Origin of the sequence: Microbacterium salitolerans, from assembly GCF_019720895.1 — a bacterium.
Taxonomy (GTDB): Bacteria; Actinomycetota; Actinomycetes; order Actinomycetales; family Microbacteriaceae; genus Microbacterium.
The window spans coordinates 191,822-218,161 of sequence record NZ_JAHKSH010000001.1 but is presented as its reverse complement, the minus strand read 5'-3'; the positions used below and the strand labels follow the sequence as shown (position 1 = coordinate 218,161).

22 protein-coding genes are annotated in these 26,340 nt (G+C 70.8%); 12 read left to right on the top strand and 10 right to left on the bottom strand.

The window, feature by feature from the left end; all coding sequences use genetic code 11:
• Together KOL93_RS01010 and KOL93_RS01005 are read right to left on the bottom strand one after the other, a co-directional pair.
• The gene (locus KOL93_RS01010; RefSeq protein ID WP_221583446.1) at positions 1-1,287 is read right to left on the bottom strand and encodes a sugar ABC transporter substrate-binding protein; all 1,287 of its coding nucleotides are present in this window, start codon (positions 1,285-1,287) and stop codon (positions 1-3) included.
• 108 nt (positions 1,288-1,395) lie between these two features.
• Positions 1,396-2,256, bottom strand: coding sequence for a MurR/RpiR family transcriptional regulator (locus KOL93_RS01005; RefSeq protein WP_221583445.1), 861 nt, complete (start codon positions 2,254-2,256; stop codon positions 1,396-1,398).
• A 113-nt stretch (positions 2,257-2,369) separates the two neighbouring features.
• Here KOL93_RS01005 and KOL93_RS01000 point away from each other — a divergent pair, with 113 nt between their 5' ends.
• The 4 genes from KOL93_RS01000 to KOL93_RS00985 all read left to right on the top strand — a co-directional run bounded on the left by KOL93_RS01000 (position 2,370) and on the right by KOL93_RS00985 (position 8,095).
• Positions 2,370-3,257: an N-acetylmuramic acid 6-phosphate etherase gene (locus tag KOL93_RS01000; protein ID WP_221583444.1), complete on the top strand. Its 888-nt coding sequence runs from the start codon at positions 2,370-2,372 to the stop codon at positions 3,255-3,257.
• Positions 3,254-4,165, top strand: a complete 912-nt coding sequence (locus KOL93_RS00995; protein WP_221583443.1) for an N-acetylglucosamine kinase — start codon at positions 3,254-3,256, stop codon at positions 4,163-4,165. Before KOL93_RS01000 ends, KOL93_RS00995 begins: the two co-directional genes overlap by 4 nt.
• 109 nt (positions 4,166-4,274) lie before the next feature.
• Positions 4,275-6,017, top strand: coding sequence for an ABC transporter ATP-binding protein (locus tag KOL93_RS00990; RefSeq protein WP_221583442.1), 1,743 nt, complete (start codon positions 4,275-4,277; stop codon positions 6,015-6,017).
• Complete coding sequence (locus KOL93_RS00985) at positions 6,014-8,095, top strand: ABC transporter ATP-binding protein (RefSeq protein WP_221583441.1); 2,082 nt, start codon at positions 6,014-6,016, stop codon at positions 8,093-8,095. Before KOL93_RS00990 ends, KOL93_RS00985 begins: the two co-directional genes overlap by 4 nt.
• Positions 8,096-8,474: 379 nt before the next feature.
• Here the strand turns inward: KOL93_RS00985 and KOL93_RS00980 are convergent, their stop codons facing one another.
• The gene (locus KOL93_RS00980) at positions 8,475-9,317 is read right to left on the bottom strand and encodes a TIGR03620 family F420-dependent LLM class oxidoreductase (RefSeq protein WP_221583440.1); all 843 of its coding nucleotides are present in this window, start codon (positions 9,315-9,317) and stop codon (positions 8,475-8,477) included.
• Between the two features lie 125 nt (positions 9,318-9,442).
• Complete coding sequence (locus KOL93_RS00975) at positions 9,443-10,528, bottom strand: enoyl-CoA hydratase/isomerase family protein (RefSeq protein WP_308291496.1); 1,086 nt, start codon at positions 10,526-10,528, stop codon at positions 9,443-9,445.
• Between the two features lie 90 nt (positions 10,529-10,618).
• Between KOL93_RS00975 and KOL93_RS00970 the strand changes: the two genes are divergently transcribed.
• Complete coding sequence (locus KOL93_RS00970) at positions 10,619-12,376, top strand: ABC transporter ATP-binding protein (RefSeq protein ID WP_308291495.1); 1,758 nt, start codon at positions 10,619-10,621, stop codon at positions 12,374-12,376.
• A 13-nt stretch (positions 12,377-12,389) separates the two neighbouring features.
• Here the strand turns inward: KOL93_RS00970 and KOL93_RS00965 are convergent, their stop codons facing one another.
• Entirely contained in the window at positions 12,390-12,779 is a 390-nt protein-coding gene (locus KOL93_RS00965; RefSeq protein ID WP_221583438.1) for a hypothetical protein, read from the bottom strand.
• A 109-nt stretch (positions 12,780-12,888) separates the two neighbouring features.
• Between KOL93_RS00965 and cofG the strand changes: the two genes are divergently transcribed.
• Genes cofG through KOL93_RS00935 form a run of 6 tightly spaced genes read left to right on the top strand, consistent with a single transcriptional unit; the run spans position 12,889 to position 19,796 of the window.
• Positions 12,889-15,219: a 7,8-didemethyl-8-hydroxy-5-deazariboflavin synthase CofG gene (gene cofG, locus KOL93_RS00960; protein WP_221583437.1), complete on the top strand. Its 2,331-nt coding sequence runs from the start codon at positions 12,889-12,891 to the stop codon at positions 15,217-15,219.
• The gene (locus tag KOL93_RS00955) at positions 15,212-16,801 is read left to right on the top strand and encodes a flavin-containing monooxygenase (protein ID WP_308291494.1); all 1,590 of its coding nucleotides are present in this window, start codon (positions 15,212-15,214) and stop codon (positions 16,799-16,801) included. The genes cofG and KOL93_RS00955 overlap by 8 nt, the downstream gene beginning before the upstream one ends.
• On the top strand, positions 16,798-17,811 hold the full coding sequence (gene fgd / locus KOL93_RS00950; RefSeq protein ID WP_221583436.1) for a glucose-6-phosphate dehydrogenase (coenzyme-F420): 1,014 nt from the start codon (positions 16,798-16,800) through the stop codon (positions 17,809-17,811). Before KOL93_RS00955 ends, fgd begins: the two co-directional genes overlap by 4 nt.
• Positions 17,808-18,452, top strand: coding sequence for a 2-phospho-L-lactate guanylyltransferase (gene cofC / locus KOL93_RS00945; RefSeq protein ID WP_221583435.1), 645 nt, complete (start codon positions 17,808-17,810; stop codon positions 18,450-18,452). Before fgd ends, cofC begins: the two co-directional genes overlap by 4 nt.
• A complete protein-coding gene (locus tag KOL93_RS00940; RefSeq protein WP_221583434.1) occupies positions 18,449-19,285 on the top strand; it encodes an inositol monophosphatase family protein in 837 nt (278 codons plus the stop codon). The genes cofC and KOL93_RS00940 overlap by 4 nt, the downstream gene beginning before the upstream one ends.
• Positions 19,286-19,289: 4 nt before the next feature.
• Entirely contained in the window at positions 19,290-19,796 is a 507-nt protein-coding gene (locus KOL93_RS00935; protein ID WP_221583433.1) for a methylated-DNA--[protein]-cysteine S-methyltransferase, read from the top strand.
• Positions 19,797-19,946: 150 nt separating this feature from the next.
• On the opposite strand, the gene KOL93_RS00930 is transcribed toward KOL93_RS00935, so the two are convergent.
• The 3 genes from KOL93_RS00930 to KOL93_RS00920 form a co-directional block, all read right to left on the bottom strand.
• Complete coding sequence (locus tag KOL93_RS00930) at positions 19,947-20,810, bottom strand: LLM class flavin-dependent oxidoreductase (RefSeq protein WP_221583432.1); 864 nt, start codon at positions 20,808-20,810, stop codon at positions 19,947-19,949.
• 119 nt (positions 20,811-20,929) lie between these two features.
• Positions 20,930-21,910, bottom strand: coding sequence for an alcohol dehydrogenase catalytic domain-containing protein (locus tag KOL93_RS00925; protein ID WP_221583431.1), 981 nt, complete (start codon positions 21,908-21,910; stop codon positions 20,930-20,932).
• Positions 21,907-23,298, bottom strand: coding sequence for an MFS transporter (locus tag KOL93_RS00920; RefSeq protein WP_374107093.1), 1,392 nt, complete (start codon positions 23,296-23,298; stop codon positions 21,907-21,909). Before KOL93_RS00920 ends, KOL93_RS00925 begins: the two co-directional genes overlap by 4 nt.
• Before the next feature lie 64 nt (positions 23,299-23,362).
• Between KOL93_RS00920 and soxR the strand changes: the two genes are divergently transcribed.
• Positions 23,363-23,836, top strand: coding sequence for a redox-sensitive transcriptional activator SoxR (gene soxR / locus KOL93_RS00915; protein ID WP_260405825.1), 474 nt, complete (start codon positions 23,363-23,365; stop codon positions 23,834-23,836).
• Between the two features lie 151 nt (positions 23,837-23,987).
• On the opposite strand, the gene hemL is transcribed toward soxR, so the two are convergent.
• Entirely contained in the window at positions 23,988-25,310 is a 1,323-nt protein-coding gene (gene hemL, locus KOL93_RS00910; protein ID WP_221583429.1) for a glutamate-1-semialdehyde 2,1-aminomutase, read from the bottom strand.
• Positions 25,311-25,422: 112 nt separating this feature from the next.
• Positions 25,423-26,268 carry a MerR family transcriptional regulator gene (locus tag KOL93_RS00905; protein ID WP_221583428.1) on the bottom strand — a complete coding sequence of 282 codons (846 nt, stop codon included), beginning with the start codon at positions 26,266-26,268 and terminating at the stop codon, positions 25,423-25,425.
• Positions 26,269-26,340: the final 72 nt, after the last annotated feature.

Below are 26,340 nucleotides of genomic sequence, written 5' to 3'. Positions count from 1 at the left end.
TCACTCCTGGTTGAGGATCTCGGTCATCTCGGTCGCGGCGTCGCCCATGGCGCTCTCCGCGTCCTTGTCGCCCGAGAGGATCGACTGCATCGCCGTGTTCGTCGTCTCCTTCGCCTGCACGGCGCCGAACGCGGGCGTCACGGGGAGCGTCGCACCGCCCTCGACGAACTGCGTCGCGAACGGGGCCACGAGCGGGTCGTCGCTCGACATGACCGACTCGAGCAGCGACGTCTGACCGGGGAAGTACCCGCTCTGCTCACCCCACTGCTCGGCGAAGTCGCCCGTCGTCATCAGCTCGAGGAACTGCCACGCGAGGTCCTTGTCGTCGGCCGTCTGGAACATCGACAGGTGGGATCCGCCGAGGACGCTGGGCGCGATGCCGCCGTCCTTGCCGGGGATCGGAGCAGCCGCGATGCTGCCCTCGAGATCCGGGTTCTGCTCGACGATGGCGGAGGGAGTCCAGGATCCCATCACCGCCATCGCCGTGTCGCCCGCCGCGAAGCTGTCGAGCACGTCGACCTCGTTCCACGTCGTCGCACCGGCCGACGAGAATCCGTGCTCGGTCGCGAGACCGGTGAAGAACTCGATGCCCTCGACCGACTCGGCGCTGTCGAGCTCGCTCGTCCATTCGTCGCCGCTCTGCGTGGCGACCTCGCCGCCCGCGCCCCACACCCACGGGTACGTGACCATCTCGGCGCCGCCCGGTACGGCGAACGCGTTCATGTCGGGGTGCTCGGCCTCGATCGCCTCGCCGGCCGCGACGATCTCGTCCCAGGTGGTCGGCGCCTCGAGCCCGAGCTCCTCGAAGACATCGGCGCGGTAGACGATCGAGCGCACACCGGCGTACCAGGGCATGCCGTAGAGCTCGTCGTCATACGTGCCCGCCTCGACGAGGCCCTCGACGAGGTCGCCCTCGAGTCCCGCCTCGGAGACGTAGTCGCCGATCGGCGCGAGCGCGCCGGCGTCGGCGAACTCCGCGGTCCAGGTCGTGCCCGTCTCGGCGATGTCGGGCGTCGTGCCGCCCGCGATCGAGGTCACGAAGCGGTCGTGGGCGTCGGCCCACTGGACGAACTCGACGTTGAGCGTCGCACCCGTCTCCTCTTCGAAAGCGGCGGCGACGTCGTCGAAGAACGCCTCGCCGTCGGGGTTCGTGCCCTGCATGATCCAGACGTCGAGCGAGCCCCCGGAGGAGTCACCGCCCTCCGAGGATCCCCCGCCGGAGCAACCGGCGAGGCCGAGCAGGGCGACGGTGCCCACTGCTGCTGTGGTGATGAAACGAGACCGCATAGAAACTCCATCGTTCGGCGCGGCGGGTGCCGCGGGCGGAAGATCTCGGAAAGATTATTCGTCGAGTGTTTCGGCCGTGCAACAAATTTTCAACATCTGATGCCGCTTCTACATCCGTTCGTTATGGGCGCGGAGCGCGCGATACGACTCCTCCAGCCGCTCGCTCGCGATGGGGAACGACTGCTGCAGCAGCCGGACCATGACGAAGTCGACGATCGCCAGCTGCGCGATGCCGCTCGACATCGCACGGAACACCGACTCGCTCGCGCTCGTCGCGAGCACGAGATCCGCCTCCTGCCCGACGCGCGACGACGGCACGTTCGTGATCGCGATCGCGGTCGCCTCTCGCTTCCGGCCGAGCGCGAGCACCTCGTAGGTCTCCGGCGTCTGCCCGGAGTGCGAGATGCCGATGACGACGTCCCCCGCACCGCACTGCGCGACGTTCGTCAGGGCGAGGTGGGGATCCGCGATCGACCAGACGGGAAGCCCGACGCGCTGCAGCTTCTGCTCGAGGTCGAACGCCGTGATCCCGCTGGATCCCACGCCGTAGATGTGGATCCGGCGCGCGTCGCGGATGGCGGCGACCGCGTCGTCGAGCGCCCGCAGGTCGATATGGCGCGCCGTGTCCTCGACCGCCTTCGCCTCGCGGTAGGCCACCTTCGTCACGACGTCGCGGGCCGAGTCATCGGAATCGATCTCGGCGTCGTCAATGCGGAACAGGTCGAGCGCCGCCTTGTCGCGGCTGACCGCGGACGCGACGGCGAGCCGGAACTCGGGATACCCGCTGAAACCCATCGAGCGACAGAACCGGGCGACCGTCGCGGCCGACGTCCCGCACGCCTCGGCGAGCTTCGTGATGGTCGATGCCGTGGCGACCGCGGGGTCGGCCAGCACCGTCTCTGCCACGCGTCGCTCAGCATTGCTGAACGCGTGCAGCTGTCGCCTCATGCGGACGAAGATGTTCTGCACGGCGCCTCCTTGCGAGTCGTGTTATGAAAATTCTTACCGCATCTTGCACGTCTGCGGTAATTTTTCTTTCACCGGTGGGCCTGCCCCGGCTTCAGCACGGCGAGAGAGAGCGCATGACGAGCATCCTTCCCCCGACCGAGCGGCGCCTCGACGCCTCGCGCGATCTCCACGAGAAGTCGACCCGAGAGGTCCTCCAGGTCCTGCACGAGCACGACATCGTCGCGGCGCGATCCGTCGGCCCGACGCTCGACGCCCTCGCCCGGCTCGTCGACATCGCGGCCGAGCGATTCCGCGCCGGCGGGCGGATCCACTACTTCGGCGCCGGCACGAGCGGGCGCCTCGGCGTGCTCGATGCGGCCGAGCTGCTGCCGACGTTCGACCTCGAGCCGGGGCGCGTCATCGCCCACATGGCCGGTGGACAGAGCGGCATCGTGCAGGCCGTCGAGGACGCGGAGGACTCGCGATCCGAGGGCGCGGAGGCCGCCGCGGAGGTCGGCGCGGGAGACGTCGCGATCGGCCTGACAGCGAGCGGCACGACGCCGTACGTCGGCGCGGCGCTCGAGGCGGCGCGCGCCGTGGGAGCCGCCACGGCGCTCGTCACCAGCAACCCCGAGAGCCCTCTCGCCGCGCTCGCCGACGTGCCGATCATCACCGAGACGGGCGCCGAGGTCATCACCGGATCCACGCGCCTTAAGGCGGGCACCGCCGAGAAGCTCGTGCTCAACGGGTTCTCCACGGCGCTCATGATCGCGGTCGGCCGCACGTGGTCGAATCTCATGGTCTCCGTCGTCGCGACGAACGACAAGCTGCGGAAGCGCTCGGTGCGGATCCTCTGCGAGGCGACCGGCATGAGCGAGGAGGACGCCGCCGCGACGCTCGAGGCATCCGATGGCGAGGTCAAGACGGCGATCGTGATGTCGTTCGCCGAGGTCTCGGCGAACGACGCCCGCACGCGTCTGCGGGCGGCCGACGGATCCGTGCGCGAGGCGATGCGCGGATGATCACCGTCGGCGTCGACATCGGCGGATCCGGCGCGCGGCTCGCCCTGCGGGGTGCCGCGTCCGCTCGCGCCGAGCTGCCGACGCTTCCCGCGTCCGTCGTGGCGGCGGACCCACGGGGCGCGGTCGCACAGCTCGGTGCCCGGGCGCGCGAGCTCGCGGACGGCGCGCCCATCGCGGCCGTCGCGATCGGCGCCGCGGGCCTGTCGACGCACGCGGAGGATCCGCAGGCGCTCACGCCGGACATCGCTCGCGCGTTCGACGCCGCCCGCGCCGTCGTGACGAGCGACATCGTGACGGCGCACCTCGGCGCGCTCGGCGGCGAGCCGGGCGCCGTGCTCGCGGCCGGAACCGGCGCGATCGCCCTCGGGACCGACCTCTCGGGCACATGGCATCGCGTCGACGGGTGGGGCCACCTGTTGGGCGACCTCGGATCCGGCGCCTGGATCGGAATGGAGGCCCTGCGCGCGGCAGCGGAGCAGCTCGACGGGCGGCGCGCCGATGCGCCCGCACTGGCCGCGCGGGCGACGCGGCGCTTCGGCCCGCCCCTCGAGTGGCCCGGCCACGTGTACCGCGCCGTCGACCGCGCGCGGATCCTCGGCTCCTTCGTGCCCGAGGTGCTCGAGGCCGATGACGACGCCTCCGCGCAGGTCCTCGCCGACGCGGCCCGCCACCTCGCCCGCTCGCTCACCGCAGCGCTCGTCCCGGGGGTTCCCGAACGGGTGGCTCTGACCGGCGGGCTGAGCGGCGCGACGCGGCTGACCGAGGGGGTCCTCACGCACGTGCGCGACGCGCGCCCGGGCGTCTCGGTCGTCGGAGCACAGGGGTCGCCCCTCGACGGCGCGCTCGTGCTCGCCGCCCTGCTCACCGAGGATCCGGATCCCCTTCCCGGGCATACGCGGGTGGTGTGACGCGCACCCCCAGCGGATACCGGGATGAAGGGTGGGGATTTCCCCCGAGACCAGGTCCATTAATGCCGCCTGGCTTCCGAATGTCAGGGGTTCCTGGTTGGCTTCTTCAGTGCTCTGGAAACTCCTCCTCAGATACCTCAAGCGGTATCGCTTCCTTCTGCTGGGCGTGCTGGTCTTCCAGCTCTGCTCGGCCCTCGCCGCTCTCTACCTCCCGACGCTCAACGCCGACATCATCGACAACGGCGTCGCCAGCGCCGACGTGCCATACATCATCCGCACGGGCATGTGGATGCTGCTCGTCGCGCTCGGCCAGATCCTCGCCGCGATCATCGCGACGTACTGCGCCGCCCGCGCGGCCATGAGCCTGGGCCGCGACATCCGTCACGACGTCTTCTCCCGCGTCTCCGGGTTCAGCGAGCGCGAGGTGTCGTCCTTCGGCTCCGGATCCCTCATCACCCGCAACACGAACGACGTGCAGCAGGTGCAGATGCTCGCGATGATGAGCGCGACGATGCTCGTCATGGCGCCCATGATGGCGATCGGCGGCATCATCATGGCCGTCCGACAGGACGTCGGGCTCAGCTGGATCCTCGCGGTCTCGATCCCCGCGCTCCTCATCGCCGCCGGCGTGATCATCAGCCGCATGGTGCCGCTGTTCCGCAGCTACCAGTCCAAGCTCGACGCGGTGAACCGCGTCATGCGCGAGCAGCTCACGGGCGTGCGCGTCGTGCGCGCCTTCGTGCGCGAATCGATCGAGGAGGAGCGCTTCCGCCTCGCGAACACCGACATCATGATCGTCGGCCGCAAGGTCGGCTCGCTGTTCGTGCTCATGTTCCCGCTCGTCATGCTCGTCCTCAACGTGACGATCGTCGGGGTCGTGTGGTTCGGCGGCATCGAGGTCGACGCAGGCAACACCGAGATCGGCACGCTGTTCGCCTTCATGCAGTACGTCGGCCAGATCCTCGGCGGCGTCATGATGGCGAGCTTCATGGCGATCATGATCCCGCGCGCCGCGGTCTCCGCCGATCGCATCGGCGAGGTGCTCGCGAGCGAGACGACGCTCCACCGCCCTGACCAGCCGGTCACCGAGATGCCGGCTCCCGGTCGCGTCGAGTTCGACGACGTGTCCTTCACCTACCCCGGCGCCGAGCAGCCGGTGCTGTCGGGCATCAGCTTCCGCGCGGATCCCGGCGAGACCGTCGCGATCATCGGCTCGACCGGAGCGGGCAAGACGACGCTCATCTCGCTGATCCCCCGACTGTTCGACGCGACGAGCGGATCCGTCCGCGTGCAGGGCGTCGACGTGGCCGAGGCCGACCTCGACGTGCTCTGGACGGGCATCGGACTCGTGCCGCAGCGGCCGTTCCTGTTCAGCGGGACCATCGCGACCAACCTGCGCTTCGGCCGCGAAGACGCCACCGACGACGAGCTCTGGCACGCCCTCGAGATCGCCCAGGCGGCCGACTTCGTCCGCGAGAAGCCGCAGGGGCTCGATACCCCCATCTCGCAGGGCGGCACGAACGTGTCAGGCGGCCAGCGCCAGCGCCTCGCGATCGCCCGCGCGATCGTGCATCAGCCCGACGTCCTCGTCTTCGACGACTCGTTCTCGGCGCTCGATCTCACGACCGACGCGCGGCTCCGCCAGGCGCTCTGGCGAGAACTGCCCGACGTCACCAAGATCGTCGTCGCGCAGCGCGTGTCGACGATCACCGACGCCGACCGCATCGTCGTCATCGACGACGGGAAGATGGCCGGTCTCGGCACCCACGAGCACCTGCTCGAGACCAGCACGACGTACCAGGAGATCGTCGAATCTCAGAAGAGCGCCGACGAGAGCGGAGTGTCCGCATGAGCGTCCAGACGCAGGACGAGGTCCTGACCGATCAGGAGCGGATCGAAGCCGAACTCGCCGAGAAGGCACGCCAGGACGGCGGCGGCTGGGATGGTCCGGCAGGCGGCAAGCCGGAGAACTTCTGGCCGAGCTTCGTGCGGTTCGTGAAGCTCCTGGCCCCCTACAAGTGGGCGTTCATCTTCGCGTCGATCCTCGGTGCGATCGGCGTCGTGCTGGCTGTCGCGGGCCCGAAGGTGCTCGGCGAGGCGACGAACGTCGTCTTCGAGGGCGTCATGTCAGCCGCGATGGGGGCGAACTTCGACGGGATGAACCAGCAGGAGGTCGTCGCCGCGCTCGAGGCCTCGGGCCAGCAGGAGTTCGCGAACATGGTCGCGGCCATGGACAACTTCGCACCGGGCGAGGGCGTCGACTTCGACCGTCTGCGCGTCATCGTGGTCTGGGCGATGTCGATCTACGTCCTCTCCGCGATTCTGCAGTGGCTGCAGGGCTACATCATCAACGTCATCATGGTGCGCACGATGTGGCGCCTGCGCGAGCAGATCGAGGCGAAGATCAACCGCCTGCCGCTCAGCCACTTCGACCGCGTGCAGCGCGGTGAGCTCATCAGCCGCGTCACGAACGATGTCGACAACATGACGCAGACCCTGCAGCAGTCGCTGTCGGGAGCGCTCACGTCGCTCCTCATGGTGGTCGGCGTCATCAGCATGATGTTCTCGATCTCGTGGCAGCTCGCGCTCGTGGCGCTCGTCTCCCTGCCGCTGATCGGCGTCATCATGGGCGTCATCGGGCCGAAGTCGCAGAAGGCCTTCCAGTCGCAGTGGAAGAAGGTCGGCCGCCTCAACTCGCGCGTGGAGGAGTCGTTCTCGGGCCACGCGCTCGTCAAGGTCTACGGGCGCGAGAAGGCCGTCAGCGACGCCTTCCAGGAAGAGAACGAAGAGCTCTACCGGGCATCGTTCAAGGCCCAGTTCCTCTCGGGAGTGATGATGCCGTCGATGCAGTTCGTCGGGTATCTCACGTACGCGGGCATCGCCGTGCTCGGCGGCATCATGGTCGCGGGCGGCCAGATCCGCATCGGCGACGTGCAGGCCTTCGTGCAGTACTCGCAGCAGTTCACGCAGCCGCTCACCGAGCTCGGCGGCATGCTGCCCGTCGTCCAGTCGGGCACCGCGTCGGCGGAGCGCGTGTTCCAGCTGCTCGACGAAGACGAGCAGGATCCGGATGCCGACGACGCTCCGACGGTGCCGGAGGGCGGCGAGGGCGTCATCGAGTTCCAGAACGTGCGGTTCTCGTACAGCGACGACCAGCCGCTCATCGACGACCTGTCGTTCCGCGTCGAGCCGGGGCACACCGTCGCGATCGTCGGGCCGACGGGCGCCGGCAAGACGACGCTCGTCAACCTGCTCATGCGGTTCTACGAAGTCGACGGCGGCGCCATCCTGCTCGACGGGCAGGACGTCGGCCAGATGCGGCGCGGCGACCTCCGGTCGCGCACGGGCATGGTGCTGCAGGATCCGTGGCTGTTCGCCGGATCCATCCGCGACAACATCCGCTACGGCAACGAGGACGCGACCGACGACGAGATCCACGAGGCCGCCGAGGCGACCTACGTCGACCGGTTCGTGCACTCGCTGCCCGACGGCTACGACACGATGCTCGAGGAGGACGCGGCGAACGTGTCCGCCGGCGAGCGACAGCTGATCACGATCGCCCGCGCCTTCGTGCGCCGCCCGCAGGTGCTCATCCTCGATGAGGCCACAAGCTCGGTCGACACCCGCACCGAACTGCTGCTGCAGCAGGCGATGGCCGCGCTCCGAGAGGGGCGCACGTCGTTCGTCATCGCGCACCGCCTCTCGACGATCCGCGACGCCGACCTCATCCTCGTGATGGAGCACGGATCCATCGTCGAGCAGGGCGACCACGCGCAGCTCATCGCCCAGCGCGGCGCGTACTGGCGGCTCTACCAGAGCCAATTCGAGCACGCCGCGGTCGACCTCGACGAGGTCGAGGCGATCGAGGAATCGCTCGGAACGGCCGAGGTCCCGGTCGTCGGCGGCCCGCCGCCCGTCGACGAGAGCTGACGCACGCATGACGCGGGCCCCGGCCGATCGGCCGGGGCCCGCGTCGTCACGCGAGGGTGGCGTCACACGCACGGATCCACAGGCCAGGGCCCAGAACTCAAGTGACGCGTACGCCCCTTCCCAGGCACAGGCAGGGCCACACGCGTCACACGAACGGACCCGCGCCGCCCCCGCGCCGCCGACGACGGCTCCATCGGCCAGCCGGGCGCACACGGCGAACTCAAGTGACGCCTACGCACCTTCCCTCGCGCCGGAAGGGCCACACGCGTCACACGAACGGATCCCCCGGTCCAGCCCCCGCTCCCAAGTGACGCCCACGACCCTTCACACGCGCCGGAAGGGCCACACGCGTCACACGAACGGACCCGCGTCGTGCGGATCAGGCCACGTCGTCGGTGAGGCCGATCACGTCGGCGACCTGCTCGAGCGTGCCGAGCACGTCGCTCCCGATCGGCTGCACGCTGACGTGGTCGGCTCCCGCATCGAGGTGCCGCTGCAGGCCCGCGGCCGCCGCTGTCGCCGAGGGGTTCGCGGCGACGATGTCGATGAGCTCGTCGGATCCGCCGTCGTCGAACGCGCTCGCCTCGATTCCGAAGCGCTGGAGCGCGTTCACGTAGTTCTCGAGGCGGAAGTACTTCTTGAGGTACGCCCGCGCCGCCATCCGGGCCGTCTCCTGGTCGGCGTCGAGCGAGATCTTCAGCTCGGGGGCCAGCAGGGCATCGCCCAGAATCTGCCGCGCGTGCGCCGTGTGCGCGGGCGTCGTGAGGTACGGGTGCGCGCCGAGTGAGCGCTCGGCCGACAGCGCGAGCGTCTTGTCGCCGAGCGCCGCGAGCAGGCGCTGGTCGGCGGGGACGCCCTCGGCGTCGAAGACGTCGAGGTACTCCTTCAGCGCTGCCAGCGGCCTGACGCGCTCGGGCGACGCCTCGCGGTGCCCGGAGCCGATGCCGACGACGAAGCGGCCGGGGTGCTCGTCGGCGATCCGCAGGTACGAGGCGGCGACATCGAGGGGGTCCGACTTCCAGATGTTGACGATCCCGGTCGCGACCGTGACGTGCTCGGTCTCGTTGAGCACGGCCTCGACGCTCGCAAGATCGGCATCGGGGGACCCGCCGATCCACAGCGTGCCGTAGCCGAGCCGTTCGGCGACTGCCGCCGTCCCCGGCGTCCACGCGCCCTCCCACAGCCACACGCCGTAGGTTCCGAAGTCTTTCCTGCTCACCATGAGTCGTCCTCCTCGGCCGGGGTTGGATCCACGGCCGCCCCCACCCTATGCACGCGACATTGCGCGCGGGTAGACCTCGCGTAACGGCGCGGAACGCCGCCGCGATGCGACCGCCGGGCCGCCGCTCAGTCGAAGAGCGGGCGCGCGGGCTCGTAGGAGAACGCGTCGCCGACGATGTCATCGGACAGATCCGCGAACGTCGCGGGGTTCCACCGCGGCGCGCGGTCCTTGTCGATCATCTGCGCGCGGATCCCCTCGAGCATGTCGGGCTGCGTCTCAGCGAACCAGGTGACGAGGCGGTGCTCCTGGTCGATCGCCTCGCGCAGGCCCCGCAGGGCGCGCGACGAGCGGATCGCGGCGAGGGTCACGGCGAGCGCGGTCGGCGGGCGCTCCTCGAGTGCGGCCAGCGCCGTCGCCGGGGAGATCCGCCGTCCGCTCCACCGCGGATCCTCGGCGAGAGAGCGCAGCCGGTCGACCACTCCCTCGGCCGTGTCGATGGCGAACGCCTCGTCGATCCACTCGCGCGCCGCGCGCAGATCGCCCTCCTCTGGCGTCTCGTCGAACAGCATGACGAGCTCGGTCGCGGTCGCCGGATCGGCCCGTGTCTCGAGGGCGTGGCGCACGGCCCCGACATCGGCGCGGCGCACGAAGTGGTCGGCGAATCCGGCGTAGATCGCATCGGCGGGCCCCATCGTGTCGCTCGTAAGCGCGAGGTACTCGCCGATGCGGCCGGGCGCGTGGGCGAGCAGCCAGCTGCCGCCGGCGTCGGGGGTGAACCCGATGCGCGTCTCGGGCATCGCGAGCGACGCCGTCTCGGTCACGATGCGCACGTGCGCGTGGCTCGCGAGGCCGATGCCTCCGCCCATCGTGACGCCGTCGGCGATCGAGACGATGGGGGTCGCATACTCGGCGATGGCGAGGTCCGTGCGGTACTCGTGCCGCAGGAACTCGTCGCCCGGAGTGAAGTCGCCCGACGCGAGCGCCCGGTGGAGCGCCCGAACGTCGCCGCCCGCGCAGAAGCCGCGGTAGCCCGCGCCGTCGAGCAGGACCACCTGCACGTCCGGATCCTCGCGCCACCCGTCGAGCGCGCGCATGATCGCCTGCGCCATACCGAGGTCGAGCGCGTTGAGCGCCTCGGGCCTGTCGAGCGTGATGCGCCCCACACCGTTCTGCTTGCGGGTCAGGATGCGCTCGGCGTCGTTCGCGGTCACCCGCCACACGTTACCTGCGTGGGCTTCCCACATCTGCCAAGGGTTATCCGCCAAGATGGGGTGGACCCGCGATGACCTGAGGAGGTGCGCGTGAGCGACGGCAAAGTGCTCGAATTCTCCGACGTGTCGATGGTGTTCGGCGACGTGCCGGCCGTCGACGGTCTCACAGTGCGCATCGACCCCGGCCGCGTGACCGCGTTCCTCGGCCCGAACGGCGCCGGCAAGACCACCACGCTGCGCATCCTGCTCGGACAGCTGCGCCCCACGCGAGGCACCGCGACGATCGGCGGCAAGACGTACACCCAGATCGTGCGCCCCGCGGCCGCGATCGGATCCGTCATGTCGATCGCCACGCTCGAGCGCGCCCGCCGCAAGACGGCGGCGAAGCATCTCGCCAAGGCCGCCAAGCAGGTGGGCGTCGGCGCGGGTCGCGTGCGCGAGGTCCTGACGATCGTCGGCCTCGCCGACGTCGGCGACATGCGCATCGGCAGCCTTTCCCTCGGGATGAAGCATCGTCTCGCCGTCGCGCAGGCGCTGCTCGGCGACCCGAGCGTGCTGGTCTTCGATGAGCCCGCGAACGGGCTCGACCCCGAGGGGATCCGCTGGATCCGCCTGCTCATGCGCCGCTTCGCCGACGAGGGCCGCACCGTGCTCATGTCGTCGCACCTGCTCAGCGAGGTCGAGCAGGTCGCCGACTCGCTTCTGGTGCTCAACGAGGGGCAACTGCTGTTCGAGGGCCCGATCGAGCTCCTGAGCGAGGCCGAAGGCGGCATCGTCACGGTCGACTCCGACGACCGCGGATCCCTCGCGAAGGTGCTCGACGCGGCCGGACTCGACTACCGGATCCTGCGTTCGGGAATCGCGATCGACGACACCACGACGGCCGAGGTCGGCACGCTGGCGGCCGAGGCGGGCGTCGCCCTCAAGACGCTGACACAGCGCGGTCCGACCCTCGAAGACATCTATCTGCAGATCATCGACGGCACGTGGACCGCACCCGCCCGCACGGCCGCCCTCGCGCCCATGACGCTCACGGGGGCCTTCGCCGATATCGTGGCTGAGGGCGATCCGGAAGCCGCGAGCGGCGAGAGCGGATCCGACGCATCGGGAGACGACGTCGAGGAGACCGCCGACGCGACGCCGGAAGACCACGACGACGCACCTGCCGACGACGACGAGTTCGACGCGATCCTCACCGGCGAGATCGACACGGCGGGTGACGACGAGGCGGATGCAGACGTCGCCGACACCCGCGAGGGCGACGACGACGCGGAAGACGAGATCGACGCCTCCGCGGACGACGCGGGCGATGCCTCCGCGGACGACGAGTCGGACGACGACATCAGCGAGTCCGATGTCCCCTCGGACGGCGCGACCGAATCGGACGACGCATCTGACGAGGACGACGACCCCCGCGCGGGCGCGGCGCTGCCCGGGATCGGTGCGCTCGCGGGCCTCGCGACCTCGGTGCGCACGCCGGAGGACGACGACGAGGATCTCCCGAACCCGTTCGCGCCCCGCGACGAGGACCGCGCGGATGAAGAGGCGGACGCCGACGAGCCGACGGACGCCCCGGCTGCCGACGAAGACGCCGGCTCCGAGGATCCCCTCGAGGGCACGTCACCCGAGGTGCGCGCCGCCTTCGCGACCGCGGAGGCTCTCGACGCCGACGCGGAGGCGATGGAGGCCGCCGTCGTCACGCAGGAGGAGCAGGCTGCCGCGAAGGACGAGTGGGAGGCTCAGCTCCGCGAGATGTTCGGTCCCCTCGACGGCGTCCCCGAGCCGAAGAGCACGCTCGGCTTCTCCGGCGCCACGTTCGGCCTGTCGGCCAAGCGCGACGAGGACTAGCGAACGCCGCCGTCTACTCCGCGTCGAGGTCGGCGACGTCTCCGGTGTCGACGCCCTCGCGCTGAAGCGCCTTGAGGAGCGCCAGGCCGTGGTTGGTCGACACCACGATGCGGGCGAAGTCCTCGTCGCCCTCGAGGTCGATCACGACGCCCGGCCGCCCCTTGCGCACGGCGGCGAAGTCGTTGCCGAACACCGAGCGCCACGTGCCGTAGGCGAGCGCATTCGGGATGTGAGATCCGGGCGCGCGGACGCCGCGCAGCCACGTGAACGGCTCCTCCGTCAGCTGCACCTTGGCGATGTGCGCGCGGTCGACGCGCACGCTCTCCTTGCGCAGGGCGAGCAGTCGCTCCGCGGGAGCGAGCTGCACCTCGAAGGTGTCGGAATCCACGAGCAGCCGAGTCATGGAACCATCCTGGCACTCCCCCGCCCGAGATGGGCTCTGTCACGCGCACCGGGCGTCCGACTCGGAGCGACACGAGCCCCCGGGCCCGCGCAGTGGAAGACTTGTCGTGATGACCCTCCTGGATCCGTCTCCCCTCACGGCCGCCCTCGCTCGCGCCGACCGCGGCGAGCGCCTCGACGTCGACGATGCCGAGGCTCTCCTGCATGCGACGGGCGCGGAGTTCGAGCGCGTGCTCGACGCGGCGTCGCGCGCCCGCGACGAGGGACTGCGGCTCGCCGGACGCGAGGGGATCATCACTTACTCGCGCAAGGTGTTCGTCCCCCTGACCACGCTCTGCCGCGACCGGTGCCACTACTGCGTCTTCGTCGACACCCCGGGGCAGCTGCTCGCCAAGCGCAAGCCGGCCTATATGAGCCCCGCGCAGGTGCTCGCGGTCGCGCGGCAGGGCCAGGCGCAGGGGTGCAAGGAGGCGCTGCTGACGCTCGGCGACCGGCCGGAGGACCGTTGGCCGGAGGCCCGCGCCTGGTTGGACGAGCACGGCTACACGTCGACCCTCGACTACGTCGGCGCGATGGCGCGGCTCATCCGGGAGGAGACGGGCCTCCTCCCGCATCTCAACCCCGGGGTCATGCGCCCCGACGAGCTCGCGTGGCTGCGCGAGGTCGCCCCGTCGATGGGCATCATGCTCGAGACGACGTCCCGCGTGCTGTACGAGAACAAGGGCGAGGTGCACTACGGATCCCCCGACAAGGATCCAGACGTCAGGCTGCGGCTCCTCGACGACGCGGGCGCGTCGAGGATCCCGTTCACGACGGGGATCCTCGTGGGCATCGGCGAGACGCTCCGCGACCGGGCCGAGTCGATGATCGCCCTGCGCGAGGCGCACGAGCGGCACGGGCACCTGCAGGAGATCATCGTGCAGAACTTCCGCGCGAAGCCGCGCACGGCGATGCAGAACGTCCCCGACGCCGAGCTGCTCGAGTACGTCGCGGCCGTCGCCGTGATGCGCCTCGTGTTCGGGCCGCGCATGCGCGTGCAGGTGCCGCCGAACCTGCAGGACGTCGTCGAGCTCGAGCTGCTCGCGCGCGCGGGCGCCGACGACTGGGGCGGGGTGTCGCCGCTCACCGCCGACCACGTCAACCCCGAGCGGCCGTGGCCGCACCTCGACGATCTCGCCCGCGAGACGAGCGCGCTCGGCTTCACGCTGCGCGAGCGCCTCACGGCCCACCCCGAGTTCCTCGGCGACGCGTGGATCCATGAATCGCTGCGGGGCGCGGTCGACGCGCTGGCGGATCCGTCGGGCCTCGCCCGCGAGGGCGCACACCCTGAGGGAACGGTGCGGCACGATGTCGCCGACGAGGATCTCGCCGACCACACGCCGACCCTCAGCGCGCCGGGCGGGCTGATCGCGGCCGTCATCGAGCGCGCGGCGCAGGATCCGGCGTCGCTCGACGACACCGAGTGGGAACGTCTGCTCACCGCAACGGGCGACGAGCTCGAGGCGCTCGTGCAGACGGCGGACGACGTGCGCCGCTACACGGTCGGCGAGGCCGTGAGCATCGTCGACAATCGCAACATCGCCGGCTCCCTGTTCCGGTCGTCCGACGCCGGCGGGTACGACCTCGAGCAGCTCGCCGACATGGCCCGCGACGCGCAGGATCTGGGTCTCACCGAGATCTGCGTGCAGGGCACGGTGGATCCGTCTCTCGCGCCCGAGTCGTACCTCGACATCGCGCGCACGATCCGGAGCGCGGCCCCGCGGATCCACCTGCACGCGTTCCGCCCGCAGGACATCGCCGACCTCGCCGACCGCTCGGGACTCGGCCTCGACGGCGCCCTCGCCGCGATGCGCGAGGCGGGCGTCGACACGGTCCCCGGAACGGGCGTGAAGGTCCTGAGCGAGCGCGTGCGCCGCGAGATCATGCCGTCCGACCTCGAGATCGACCGGTGGGTCGAGACGATCCGCGCGGCGCACCGCGCGGGATTCTCGTCGACGTCGGTGCTGTTCTACGGGCACGTCGAGACGGCCGCCGAGCGCATCGCGCACCTGCGCACGCTGCTCGCGATCCAGGCGGAGACCGGCGGCTTCAACGAATTCGTGCCGATCCCGATGCCGGGCTGGGGGCGCCCCCTCGTCGAGGGGCGCCGCGATCTCGACGAGCATCGCGCGATGGCGGCCGTGTCGCGCCTGATGCTGACCGGCTCGATCCCCCACATCCAGCTGCCCTGGACGCGCCACGGCCTCGCGACGACCGCGGAGCTCCTGAACGCCGGCGGCGACGATCTCGGCGGCACGCTGCGCGACGGCCGCGTCGGACCGCTCAGCGGCGTCGAGGCCGGGCAGGAGCTGACCCTCGACGCGGCGCGCTCTCTCCTGAAGCCCCTGTTCCGGCCGCTGCGGCGGCGCACGACGACGTACGGCGAGGTGAGCCGTGGCTGACGCGCTGCACGTCGACGCGGTCATCGTGGGCGCGGGCTTCGCGGGCATCGCACAGGCTCTCGCGCTGCGCGAGGCGGGCGTGGAGTCGTTCGTCATCCTCGAACGAGAGAGCCGCATCGGCGGCACATGGCGCGACAACACCTACCCCGGCATCGCGTGCGATGTGCCCTCGCACCTCTACGGCCTGGCCTCGCACCCGTGGCCGCACTGGTCGCGCGTGTTCGCGCCGGGATCCGAGATCCAGTCCTACCTCGAGCGGGTGGTGGCCGATGAGCGCCTCGACCAGCACCTGCTGCTCGGCACGACGATGGCCGACGCGCGCTGGGACGGCGGCTCCTGGCGCATCTCAACAAGCTCGCCGACGCACAAAGACGGCAGCGCCGAAGCGGGTCCGCAGAAGGGAGACCGAGAACGCGGAGCCGGCGTCGATCTGCCGTCGTCATGCAGGCGAGAGATCGTCGCCGACCATCTCGTGCTGGCCGCCGGCCGCCTCACGGAGCCGCGGATCCCCGACATCGCCGGACTCGCGACGTTCGGGGGGACGCTGTTCCACTCCGCGCGCTGGGACCACGCCGCGGCGCCCCACGACGACCTCGCGGGGCGCCGCATCGCCGTCGTCGGCACGGGCGCGAGCGCGATCCAGCTCGTCCCCGAACTCGCTCGTCGCGGCGCCCGCGTCACCCTGTTCCAGCGCACGCCCGCGTGGATCGTGCCCCGCGGGGACCACCCCGTCGACGCCGCCGATCGGCAGCGATTCGCCGAGGACCCGGCCGCGCTCGCCGCCCACCGCGACGCCCTCTTCGTCGACGGCGAGGCCCGCTTCGCCTCGCGTTCGGGGGACGAGGTCGCCGCGTCCGCGATGCGCGACGTCGCGCTCGCCCACCTCGCGCGCCAGGTCCCCGATCCCGAGCTCCGCGCGGCCCTCACGCCCGACTACGCCTTCGGCTGCAAGCGCGTGCTCCTGAGCGACGACTTCTACCCGGCGATCGCGAGCGGATCCGTCGTCCTCGAACCCTCCGAGCTCGCGGAGGTGCGCGGATCCCGTCTCGTGGCGCGATCCGGATCCGCGTATGAGGCCGACATGCTCGTGCTCGCGACGGGATTCGAGACGACGAGGCAGCCCTACGCGCACCTCGTCACGGGCGAACGCGGCACCACGCTCGACGCGCACTGGGCGACGGGGATGACCGCCGTGGCCTCGACGCTCGTCGCGGGCTTCCCGAACATGTACGTGCTCAACGGCCCGAACGCGTCTCTCGGCCACAACTCGTCGGTCCTGATCTCCGAGGCGCAGGCGGAGTTCGCCGCGTCGCTGATCGCGGAGCGGGCCGCGGCGCCGTTCGCCTTCCCGGATCCCGTGCGCGTCACGGGCGAGGAGGAGCGTGCGTCGACGGCCGATGTGTCCGCGCGCGCGGCCCGTACTCCGTGGCTGACCGGCGGGTGCATCAACTGGTACGTTGACGATCGCAGCGGCAGGCTCGCCCTGCTGTGGCCCGGCACGGTCGCTGACTTCCGTGCGCGGCTCGATCGCGCGAGGCCCTCTGGGGCGCCCCTCTTGCAGAACGAAGGAGTCATCCCATGACCGTCCCCTTCCGATTCGGCTACAAGGCCTCGTCCGAGCAGTTCGCCCCGCGCGAGCTGCTCGACTACGCCGTCGGCGCCGAGGAGAACGGCTTCGACTCCGTCTTCCTCAGCGACCACCTCCAGCCCTGGATGCACGAGGGCGGGCACGCTCCCGCCGCGCTCCCCTGGCTCGGCGCGGCCGGCGAGGCCACGACGTCGATCCTGCTCGGAACGTCCGTCCTCACGCCCACGTTCCGCTATCACCCCGGCGTCATCGCGCAGGAGTTCGGCACCCTGGGGTCGCTCTACCCGGGCCGCATGATCCTCGGCGTCGGAACCGGCGAGGCGCTGAACGAGGTCACGCTGGGCCAGAACTGGCCGGATCCGCCCGAGCGCTTCCAGCGCATGAAGGAGGCGATCCTCCTCATCCGCGAGCTGTGGCGGGGCGAGCGCGTGACCTACGAGGGCACCTACTACACGGTCAAGGGCGCGACGATCTACGACCGCCCCGACCAGGAGGTGCCCATCTACATCGGCGCATCCGGGCCCGCGGCGACGCGCCTCGCGGGGCGCATGGGCGACGGCTGGATCACCACGAGCGGCAAGGCGCCCGAGCTCTACACCGACAAGCTCCTCCCCGCGTTCGAGGAAGGCCTCGAGAAGGGATCCCGCGAGCCCGGATCCGTGGACCGCATGCTCGAGGTGAAGGTCTCGCTGCGTCCCGACCGCGAGAAGGCCCTCGAGAACACGCGCTTCTGGGCGCCGCTCGCCCTCACACCCGAGGAGAAGATGGGCACGTCCGATCCCATGGAGATGCAGCGGCTCGCACAGGAGCTGCCGATCGAGCGCGCCGCGAGCCGCTTCATCGTCTCGGACGACCCCGACGATCACATCGCGCAGATCCAGACATACCTGGACATGGGGTTCACGCACCTCGTCTTCCACGACCCCGGCCACGATCAGGCCGACTTCCTCGAGCTCTATGGGCGCGAGGTCCTGCCGAAGCTGCGCGCTAAGGTGGCCTCGTGAAGTGGTCCGTCGTCATCCCCGTCAAGACAACCGCCGCAGGGAAGTCGAGGCTGGATCTGCCGGGCACGGATCGCCCGCGGCTGGCGCTCGCGATCGCCCTCGACACGATCGATGCGGCCGCGAAGGCGGCGCACGTCGACGAGGTCATCGCGGTCACGAGCGATGCCGATGTGCAGGCGGGCGTCGACCTGATCCCCTCGGCGCGCTGGATCGCTGACCCGGGAATGGGGCTCAACGGCGCCGTGCGCGCCGGCCTCGAGCGCGCGGAGCAGGCCCCTCGCGCGGCGATGCTCGGCGACCTGCCCGCGCTCACGAGCGCCGATCTCGACGCCGCGCTCGACGCCGCCGCACACCACGAGCGCGCCTTCGTCCGCGACGAAGAGGGCCACGGCTCCACCCTCGTCACGTGGCGCACGCCCGTGACGTTCGAGTCGCACTTCGGCGCCGACTCGGCGCACCACCACAGCGAAGCCGGGCACGAGCCGCTCGACCTCGTCGCGGCGACGTCGCTGCGCCGCGACGTCGACACCTACGAGCAGCTCACCGCTGCGGCCGAGCTCGGTCTCGGCCCCCGCACGACGGCGCTGCTGAAGGCGTCTCGACAGCGCACCGCCGACGAAGAGGATCCGACCGCCGCATGACCGCGACCTCCGTCCGCCTTGCGGAGATCGCCGAGACCGCCGCGCGCGGCGCCGGCGCCATCGCTCTCGAAGGGTTCCGGGTTCGCGATCTCGTCGTCGACGAGAAGCGGGACTTCCACGACCCCGTCACGCTGTTCGACAAGCGCAGCGAGGAGCACGTGCGCGCGGTCATCGAGCGCGAGGTTCCGGGATCGCGCATCGTCGGCGAGGAGGGCGGTTCCACGGGCGACGGCGAGGTCACGTGGTACATCGACCCGATCGACGGCACGGCGAACTTCGCGAGCGGAATCGCCCTCTGGACGGTCTGCGTCGCGGCGGCCATCGACGGCGAGGTCGTCGCGGGCGTCGTCTACGATCCGGTCGCCGATCAGATGTTCCGCGCCGACGAGCGCGGGGCGTTCCTCGACGGCGAGCCGCTGCGCGCCGAAGGGGCGACGACCGCCGAGCGCGCGACGATCGTCCCGGGCTTCGTGTCGCACCGCGACCTCCGGGTGCGCCGCGCCGACGCCCTCGACTCGTTCGGGCAGCTGCTCGAGACCTTCGCGCACGTGCGCACGTTCGGCAGCAGCGCGATCTCGCTCTGTCACGTGGCAGCAGGATGGGCCGACGCGACGTTCTCGCTCGGCGCGAGCCCGTGGGACGTCGCCGCGGCCGCGTTCATCCTCAAGCGCGCGGGAGGCGACTACCGCACGTACGATGCGGGCGACGAGCTGCCCGCCGCGTCGGACCACCTCAACGCGCACTACTTCGGGGCCGTCCGCGGCGCTGACTTCCCTCTGATCGACCGCATCATGCGCCAGCAGAGCGGCCGGCGCGAGCCCCTCGCACGCTGACGCCATGACGTACCGGTTCACGGTCACGGCGACACCGATCGGGGCTGCAGTCGCGGTGTTCGGCGACGACGAGCGGATCCTCGCGCTCGGCACCGCGGAGGATCCGCTGTGGGTCGTCGAGGGCGTCACGCGCGAGCTGCGCCGCGAGCTCGTCGCGGCACACGACGACATCGCGGGGCTCGGCGCGCAGCTGACGGAGTACTTCGACGGACGCCGACGAACCTTCGATGTCGAGATCGACTGGCGCCTGTCCCCCGGCTTCGCGGGCGAGGCGCTGCGGGCGGTGTGCGATATCCCCTACGGCGAGACCGCGAGCTACGGCGAGATGGCCGACCGCGCGGGCCGCCCCCGCGCGGCCCGCGCCGTCGGAACGGCCTGCCGTTTCACGCCGCTCACGCTCGTCGTGCCCGTGCACCGCGTGATCCGATCCGACGGATCCCTCGGCGAGTTCGGCGGCCGCGAAGACGTCAAGCGACAGCTGATCGAGCTCGAGGGCGGGTCGGTGCGCTGATGCTCGCGCTGCCGTGGGCCAGGCCGCGAAGGCCCGCGCCGAGGCGCTGACGATTCGTCGATGATCGGCTCTTTCGGGCGGAATCGTCCGCGCCCCGGCGATTCTTCAGCGGCTCAGCGCGGGCGCCCCGGCCCTCGCCCGCGCCGCGCGTCACACGGCCGGCGGACCCTGGCGGGCGCGATCGAGGAGGAACTCGGGGGTGACGGACGCAGGATCCCACCAGGACTCGATCCACCACGTCACACCGGCCTCTTCTGCCGCACGCGCCTGATCGGCCGCGACGGCCGGATCGGCGTCGAGACGCCCCTGGTAGATGATGTCGAACGGCTCGGACGCATCGTCGCGGTGCTCCGCGATCCACCCGGCGAGCGCCGTGATGTCGTCGGGCGACGGCTCGGCGTCCTCCGGGGATTCGCCCCGCACCTGGGGCACGATGCCGTCCCACCGCAACGCGCGATCGAGACTGCGGCGCGGCGGCCGCTCGGCATCCCACACACCCACCGGCCAGACGGGGATCCGCCCGTTCACCGGTGCCTGCGGGAACTGGAAGTCGCCCGTCGCGACGTGCTCGCCCTCGAACGCGAACGTCTCGGTCGACCAGGAGCGCTCAAGCCAGTCGAGCACCTCGTCGAGCGCGCGGGCGCGGTCGCGCAGCGCGATCGGCTGACCCGGCACCGAGGTGAAGGCCCTGTCGAACGGAACGCCCGTGCCGACCGGCAGGACCAGCCGCCCGCCCGACAGGTGGTCGACCGTGAGCGCCTGCTGCGCGAGCTCCCACGGGCGGCGCCGCGGAGGCGCGAACACCATCGCTCCGAGAGCGATGCGCTCGGTGACCACCGCAGCCGCCCCGAGCAGGGCGAACGGATCCCACGTGGCACCCGCGTCGAAGTCGCCCGCGTCGAGACTCACCCCATCCCAGGTGAAGAACCCGTCCCACCCGTGGGCCTCGCACTCGCGGGCGAGATGGACTTGCTGTTCCGGGGAGCCGTAGCTTCCGATGAATCCGAATCTCATGCGGCCGAGGCTACGCCGGACCTCCGACATTCGGAGCGGCGACGCCGCGTAACGATCGGAGGAGCATCCCCTGCCACGCCCTCATGCGCATGCGGAGACCGAGCGAGAATTCGCACCGGTCACGGGACCAGCACGACCTTCCTCCGCTGTCGTCGCCGCTCGAGCGCCGCGTGAGCCTCCGCGGCGCGGTCGAGCGGATACTCGTCGACGACCGGTTCGACTCGCCCCTCAGCCACGGCGGCGAGCGCACGGGCCTCCAGCTCCCGCAGCTGCGGCAACGGCCTGCCGAGGGGAACGCTCACCGTCAGCGATCGACCGACGATGTCGCCGGTGTCGAGCTGGAGCGCGTCGCCGCTCGCCCACCCGATGATCACGACACGGCCGCCGCGACCCAGCGTCTCGAGAGCCGCGCGGGCGGTCGTGCCGCCGACGCCGTCGATCAGCAGCGATGGTTCACGCTCTCCGAGCAGCCCGTCCATCTGCGATGGCCAGGAGTCATCCGTGGCATCCAACGCCAAGAACCTCTCGCGATCCGATGTCAGCCCTTCCACGACCGCGCGCTTCCGGACGCCGCCGTAGAGGGCGACGACTGTGGCTCCGCTCGAGAGGACGAGGTGCACGAGATGGCTTCCGAGGCCCCCCGAGGCCCCCGGGACGACAACGACGTCTGTCTCCTGCAGGCGCGCCTCGTCCAGCACGTACTGCGCGGTGCGACCCGTCCCGATCGACGCGACGGCGTGAGGGAATGTCACGTCGTCGGGAACGATGTGCAGCGCGGCGGCCGATGCCAGCGCGTACTCGGCGTAGCCGCCGTTCAGGAAACCGACGTGCGCCACCGCTCGTTCACCGATGAGTGTCCTGTCGACGCCCGGGCCGACCGCATCCACCGTGCCCGCCACCTCGCGACCGGGTGTCATGGGAAGCGGCGGTCGCGGCATCGACGGCGGGACGTCTCCTTCGCGGATGTTCACGTCGACCGCGTGGACACCGGCGGCCTCGACCCGCACCCGCACCTGCCCTTCGGCAGGTGCGGGAAGGTCGACCTCCTCGACGACGAGCACCTGCGGCCCGCCGAACTCGCGCTGGATGACCGCCCTCATGCCGTCGCCTCCGCACGGACGCGGGGGCCGGAAACCCTCGACACCAGGATGACCGCCGCGGCGGCGATCACGCCGGCCAGCGAGAACACGGCGGTGAACGGATCCGTGATCGTCGCCAGAGCCGCGAACAGGGTCCCGGCGACCGCCAGCACCATCGCACTGCCGAACGAGTCGGCGACCGTCAGGGCCGAACTGTTGAACCCCTGATTCGCGGGTGTCGACAGTGCCAGCGTCAGCACGCTGCTTCTGGGGCTCATGAGTCCCATGCCCGCACCGGCGATGATCCATGTCGCGGCGATGACCAGCGCACTCGCCTGGAGAACGGCCGTCACCAGCACCATCGCGATGCCGACCAGGACGAACGCCGTTCCGAACCGCAGGGCGGTCGTATTCGGCAGTCGAGCACCCAGCCGCCCCTGCACGGTCGACGCGATCGACCATGCCAGAGCGCCGCCCGTCAGAGCCAGACCGGCGAGGGTCGGCGTCAGCGCGTACCGGTCCGTGAGCAAGTAGGGCAGGTGTACCTGCGTGCCGAAGAAGGCGCCGGCCACGAGTCCGCGCACGAGGATGACCGATGGCAGGCCCCTGCGCGCGCGCAGGGTGCCCCTCGGCACCAGCGGTCGCACCGCGATCAATGCGACGACCACGGCCGCGCTGGCGAGCGCCGGTCCGATCCCCGGAATGTCGCCGATCAGGTTCAGAGCGAGCACGGCGAGCGCCGCAAGCACGGACCATCCCAGCCGTCCGAATGCCCAGGGAACTGAGACATCGCCGCCGCCGGACAGGCCGCGAAGCGCCGGCACCACCATGAGAAGCGCAGCGAGAGAGAGCACGACGACGCCGAGGAACACCCAGTGCCAGCTCCACACGTCGGTGACGACCGCGGCGATGGTCGGTCCGATCAACGACGGCACGACCCACGCGGCGGCGAACCCGGCGAAGATCGCCGGATGCCTCTCCTGCGGATACACGCGAGCGACGACGACGTAGAGCGCGACCATCATCCCTCCGCTGCCCAGCCCCTGCACGAAGCGCCCCGCCACGAACGCCTCCATGCTCGGCGCGAGCCCGGCGATGAGCAGGCCAACGACGAACGCGGCGACCGCCGTGTGCAGCGGCGCCGTGGGTCCGCGGCGATCCGCCCAGTTCCCCGCGGCGACCATTCCGACGACTCCGGTGGCCAGGGGGCCTGCGAATGCGAGGGCATAGAGGCGTTGGCCGCCGAGCTCGGCGCTCACCACCGGCATCACCGTCGTCACCGCCAGCGATTCGAAGGCTCCGAGGAACACGAGCGCACACGCGCCGATCGTGATCCAGAGGTAGATGCCGCTCATGATCCCCGGTGCGTCGGTCCCGGCGGTCCGCACCGTTCCTGTTTCGGCTGTCATGCAGATGACGCTAGAACCTCAACTATGGTTGAGGTCAAGCCGACGATGCGCCGAGGAGCAGAACATGCCGCAGCTGGGTGGGGACAAGCACCGACAGCTCACGATCGGAGAGCTCTCCAGCCGGAGCGGCGTCGCCTCGTCGGCGTTGCACTTCTACGAGCGCAACGGTCTGATCCGCGCGGATCGCACCGACGGGAACCAGCGGCGGTACGGCCGCGACACTCTGCGCCGGGTCGCCTTCATCCGGGTGTCCCAACGGGTCGGCATCCCCTTGAAGGACATCCGCGCCGCGCTCGAATCGCTGCCGGAGGGACGCACGCCGACCAAGAAGGACTGGGCGCGCCTCTCGCAGCGCTGGCGCGATGATCTCGACACGCGCATCAGGCAGCTCGAGCATCTTCGCGGGGACCTCGACGGATGCATCGGATGCGGATGCCTGAGCCTGAACTCCTGCGCGCTGCAGAACCCCGCCGACGTACTGGGCAGCACGGGCGCCGGACCGATCCGCTGGCTCGACAAAGGCGCGGCGACCGAGTGATCAGGGCCCCGTTCGGGTCACTCGGTCGCCGCGCCGCGGTTCAGTGGCGACAGCCGCGGATCTCTCCGATCCGACCAGGCGCGGCATCCGTTCGCGTCGAGACGGCGGATCCGCTCGCCTCTCGATCCGCGGTCGCAGCCTGCTGCTCGCGCTACGCCCGCGCGGCGGCCGCCGCCCGCGCTGCCGCAGGGAGGGCATCAGCGATTCGCCCGAGCGCCGCGTCATCGTGCGCGGCCATGACGAACCACGCTTCGAACACGCTCGGCGGCAGGTGCACGCCGCCATCGAGCATCGCGTGGAAGAAGGGACCGAAGCGGAACGCCTCCTGCGTCTTCGCGGTCGCGTAGTCGCGGGGCGTGGACTCCAGGAACGCGAAGCCGAACAGCGTGCCGACGCGCGAGATCGCGTGAGCGACGCCCTCCGCGGCGAGCGCGCCCGTGAGGTCCGCGATCACGCGATCCACGGTGGCGTTCAGCTGCGTGTAGACCTCGGGCGTCGCGCGCTCGAGGGTCGCGATGCCGGCCGCCACCGAGAGCGGGTTCCCCGAGAGCGTCCCCGCCTGGTAGACGGGACCGGTCGGCGCGAGGTGCTCCATCACGGCCCTCTTTCCGCCCAGCGCCGCGAGCGGCATGCCGCCGCCGATGACTTTGCCGAAGGTGATGATGTCGGGCTCGTACGCGTGCCCCGCGGCGACCTGGCGGCCCCACTCTCCCGCGGGGTGCACGCGGAACCCGGTGAGCACCTCGTCGACGATCAGCAGGGATCCGGCGCCGTGCGCGATGTCGGCGAGCGCCGCGTTGTATCCGGCGGGCGGCTCGACGACGCCCATGTTGGCGGGCGCGGCCTCGACGATGATCGCGGCGATGCGGTCGCCGTGCGCGGCGAAGACCTCGCGCACGGCGTCGAGGTCGCCGTAGGGGACGACGAGGGTCTCGGCGGCGACGCCCGCCGGCACGCCCGCGGTTCCCGGCAGCGCGAGGGTCGCGACGCCGGATCCGGCCGCCGCGAGCAGCCCGTCGGAGTGACCGTGGTAGTTGCCATCGAACTTCACGAGCAGGTCGCGGCCCGTGGCGCCGCGGGCGAGACGGATCGCGGTCATCGTCGCCTCGGTGCCGGTCGAGACCAGGCGCACCTCCTCGACGGGTCGCAGGCCGCCCGCCTGGACGCGCTCGGTGATGAGATCGGCGAGGCGCACCTCCGCCTCGGTCGGCGCGCCGAAGGAGAGGCCCTTCGCCGCCGCCTCCTGCACGGCCTGGACGACCTCGGGGTGCGCGTGGCCGAGCAGCGCCGGGCCCCAGGACGCGACGAGATCGACGTACTCGCGGCCATTCACGTCGGTCACGTACGCCCCGCGAGCGCTCTCGAGGAAGCGCGGCGTGCCGCCGACGGATCCGTATGCGCGGACCGGCGAGTTCACCCCACCGGGGATCACGTCGCGGGCATGGGCGAACAGCACGTCGTTGCGATCGGTCATGCGTCCATTGTCTCGCGGTGCGGCTGGGACCCGCGTCGGCGTGCGGTGCTGAGGAGATGCGCACTTCTGCGGATCCCACCCCCTGAATCCGTCCTCATCGCCGCACATCTCCTCAGGAACGCGCGGATCCCTCCGCCAACGGCACGCAGATCTCTGTCACGAGCTCCGACTCTCCGACCCCGTCGGGCGTCGTCAAGTATCGGTTGAACGCTCTGTTGCCGATCGTCCCGTCGCTGCGCACGGTCAGGTTCTCGGATGCGATTCGCGCACCGATGAGCTCGTGCGCCTCGCTGATCTGGTCATAGGATCCGCGCACCGTCGCGACGAGGCAGTCGCGCTCCGGCAGGTCGAGGACCTCCGCGGGAGCCTCGACCCGCGTGCCCGACGGGACAGGCAGGAAGATCGACAGGTCGACGTCGCGCTCGGTGTATTCGTCGTCGTGTTCGATGACACCGCACGGGCCGATGGGCTGGATGGACTGGGCGGCGAGCGTGGGCATCAACTGATCCCACAGCTGCGGTTCGTCGGTGTAGGTGGGGACGGTGCCGCGCAGCGCGACGACGGTCATCCCGGGGATCGTCGTGCGCGTCAGGGTGATGGACATGTTCTGGTCTCCTTGGTCGAGCAGTCGAGTGATGAGAGTCACCCGTCCCTGGGCCGCGCGTTGCTCGTCCACGAGGGTTTCGCGCTGCAGCTGCAGAGCGTGAGTCCACGCGGGAGTTCCCCGGGCGGCGAGGAGGATGCCGATGGCGGAGACGCCGAACCCGACATCGCGCAGGTTGCGGATGTCGGCCGCGTCGACGAGCTGACGCGGCGCATAGCGCCGGTACCCCGACGAAGAGTCGATGCTCGCGGGCACCAGGACCCCGTGGGAGTCATAGTGGCGCAGCATGCGCACCGACAACCGGCTCAGCGAGCTGAACGTCCCGATCGTCATGAGGTTCGTGGTCTCGGCCATGCCCTCATCGTGGCGCCTCACACGATGTGAGTGTCAACCTGCACGCGAACGACGCGCATGGCGATCGGATCC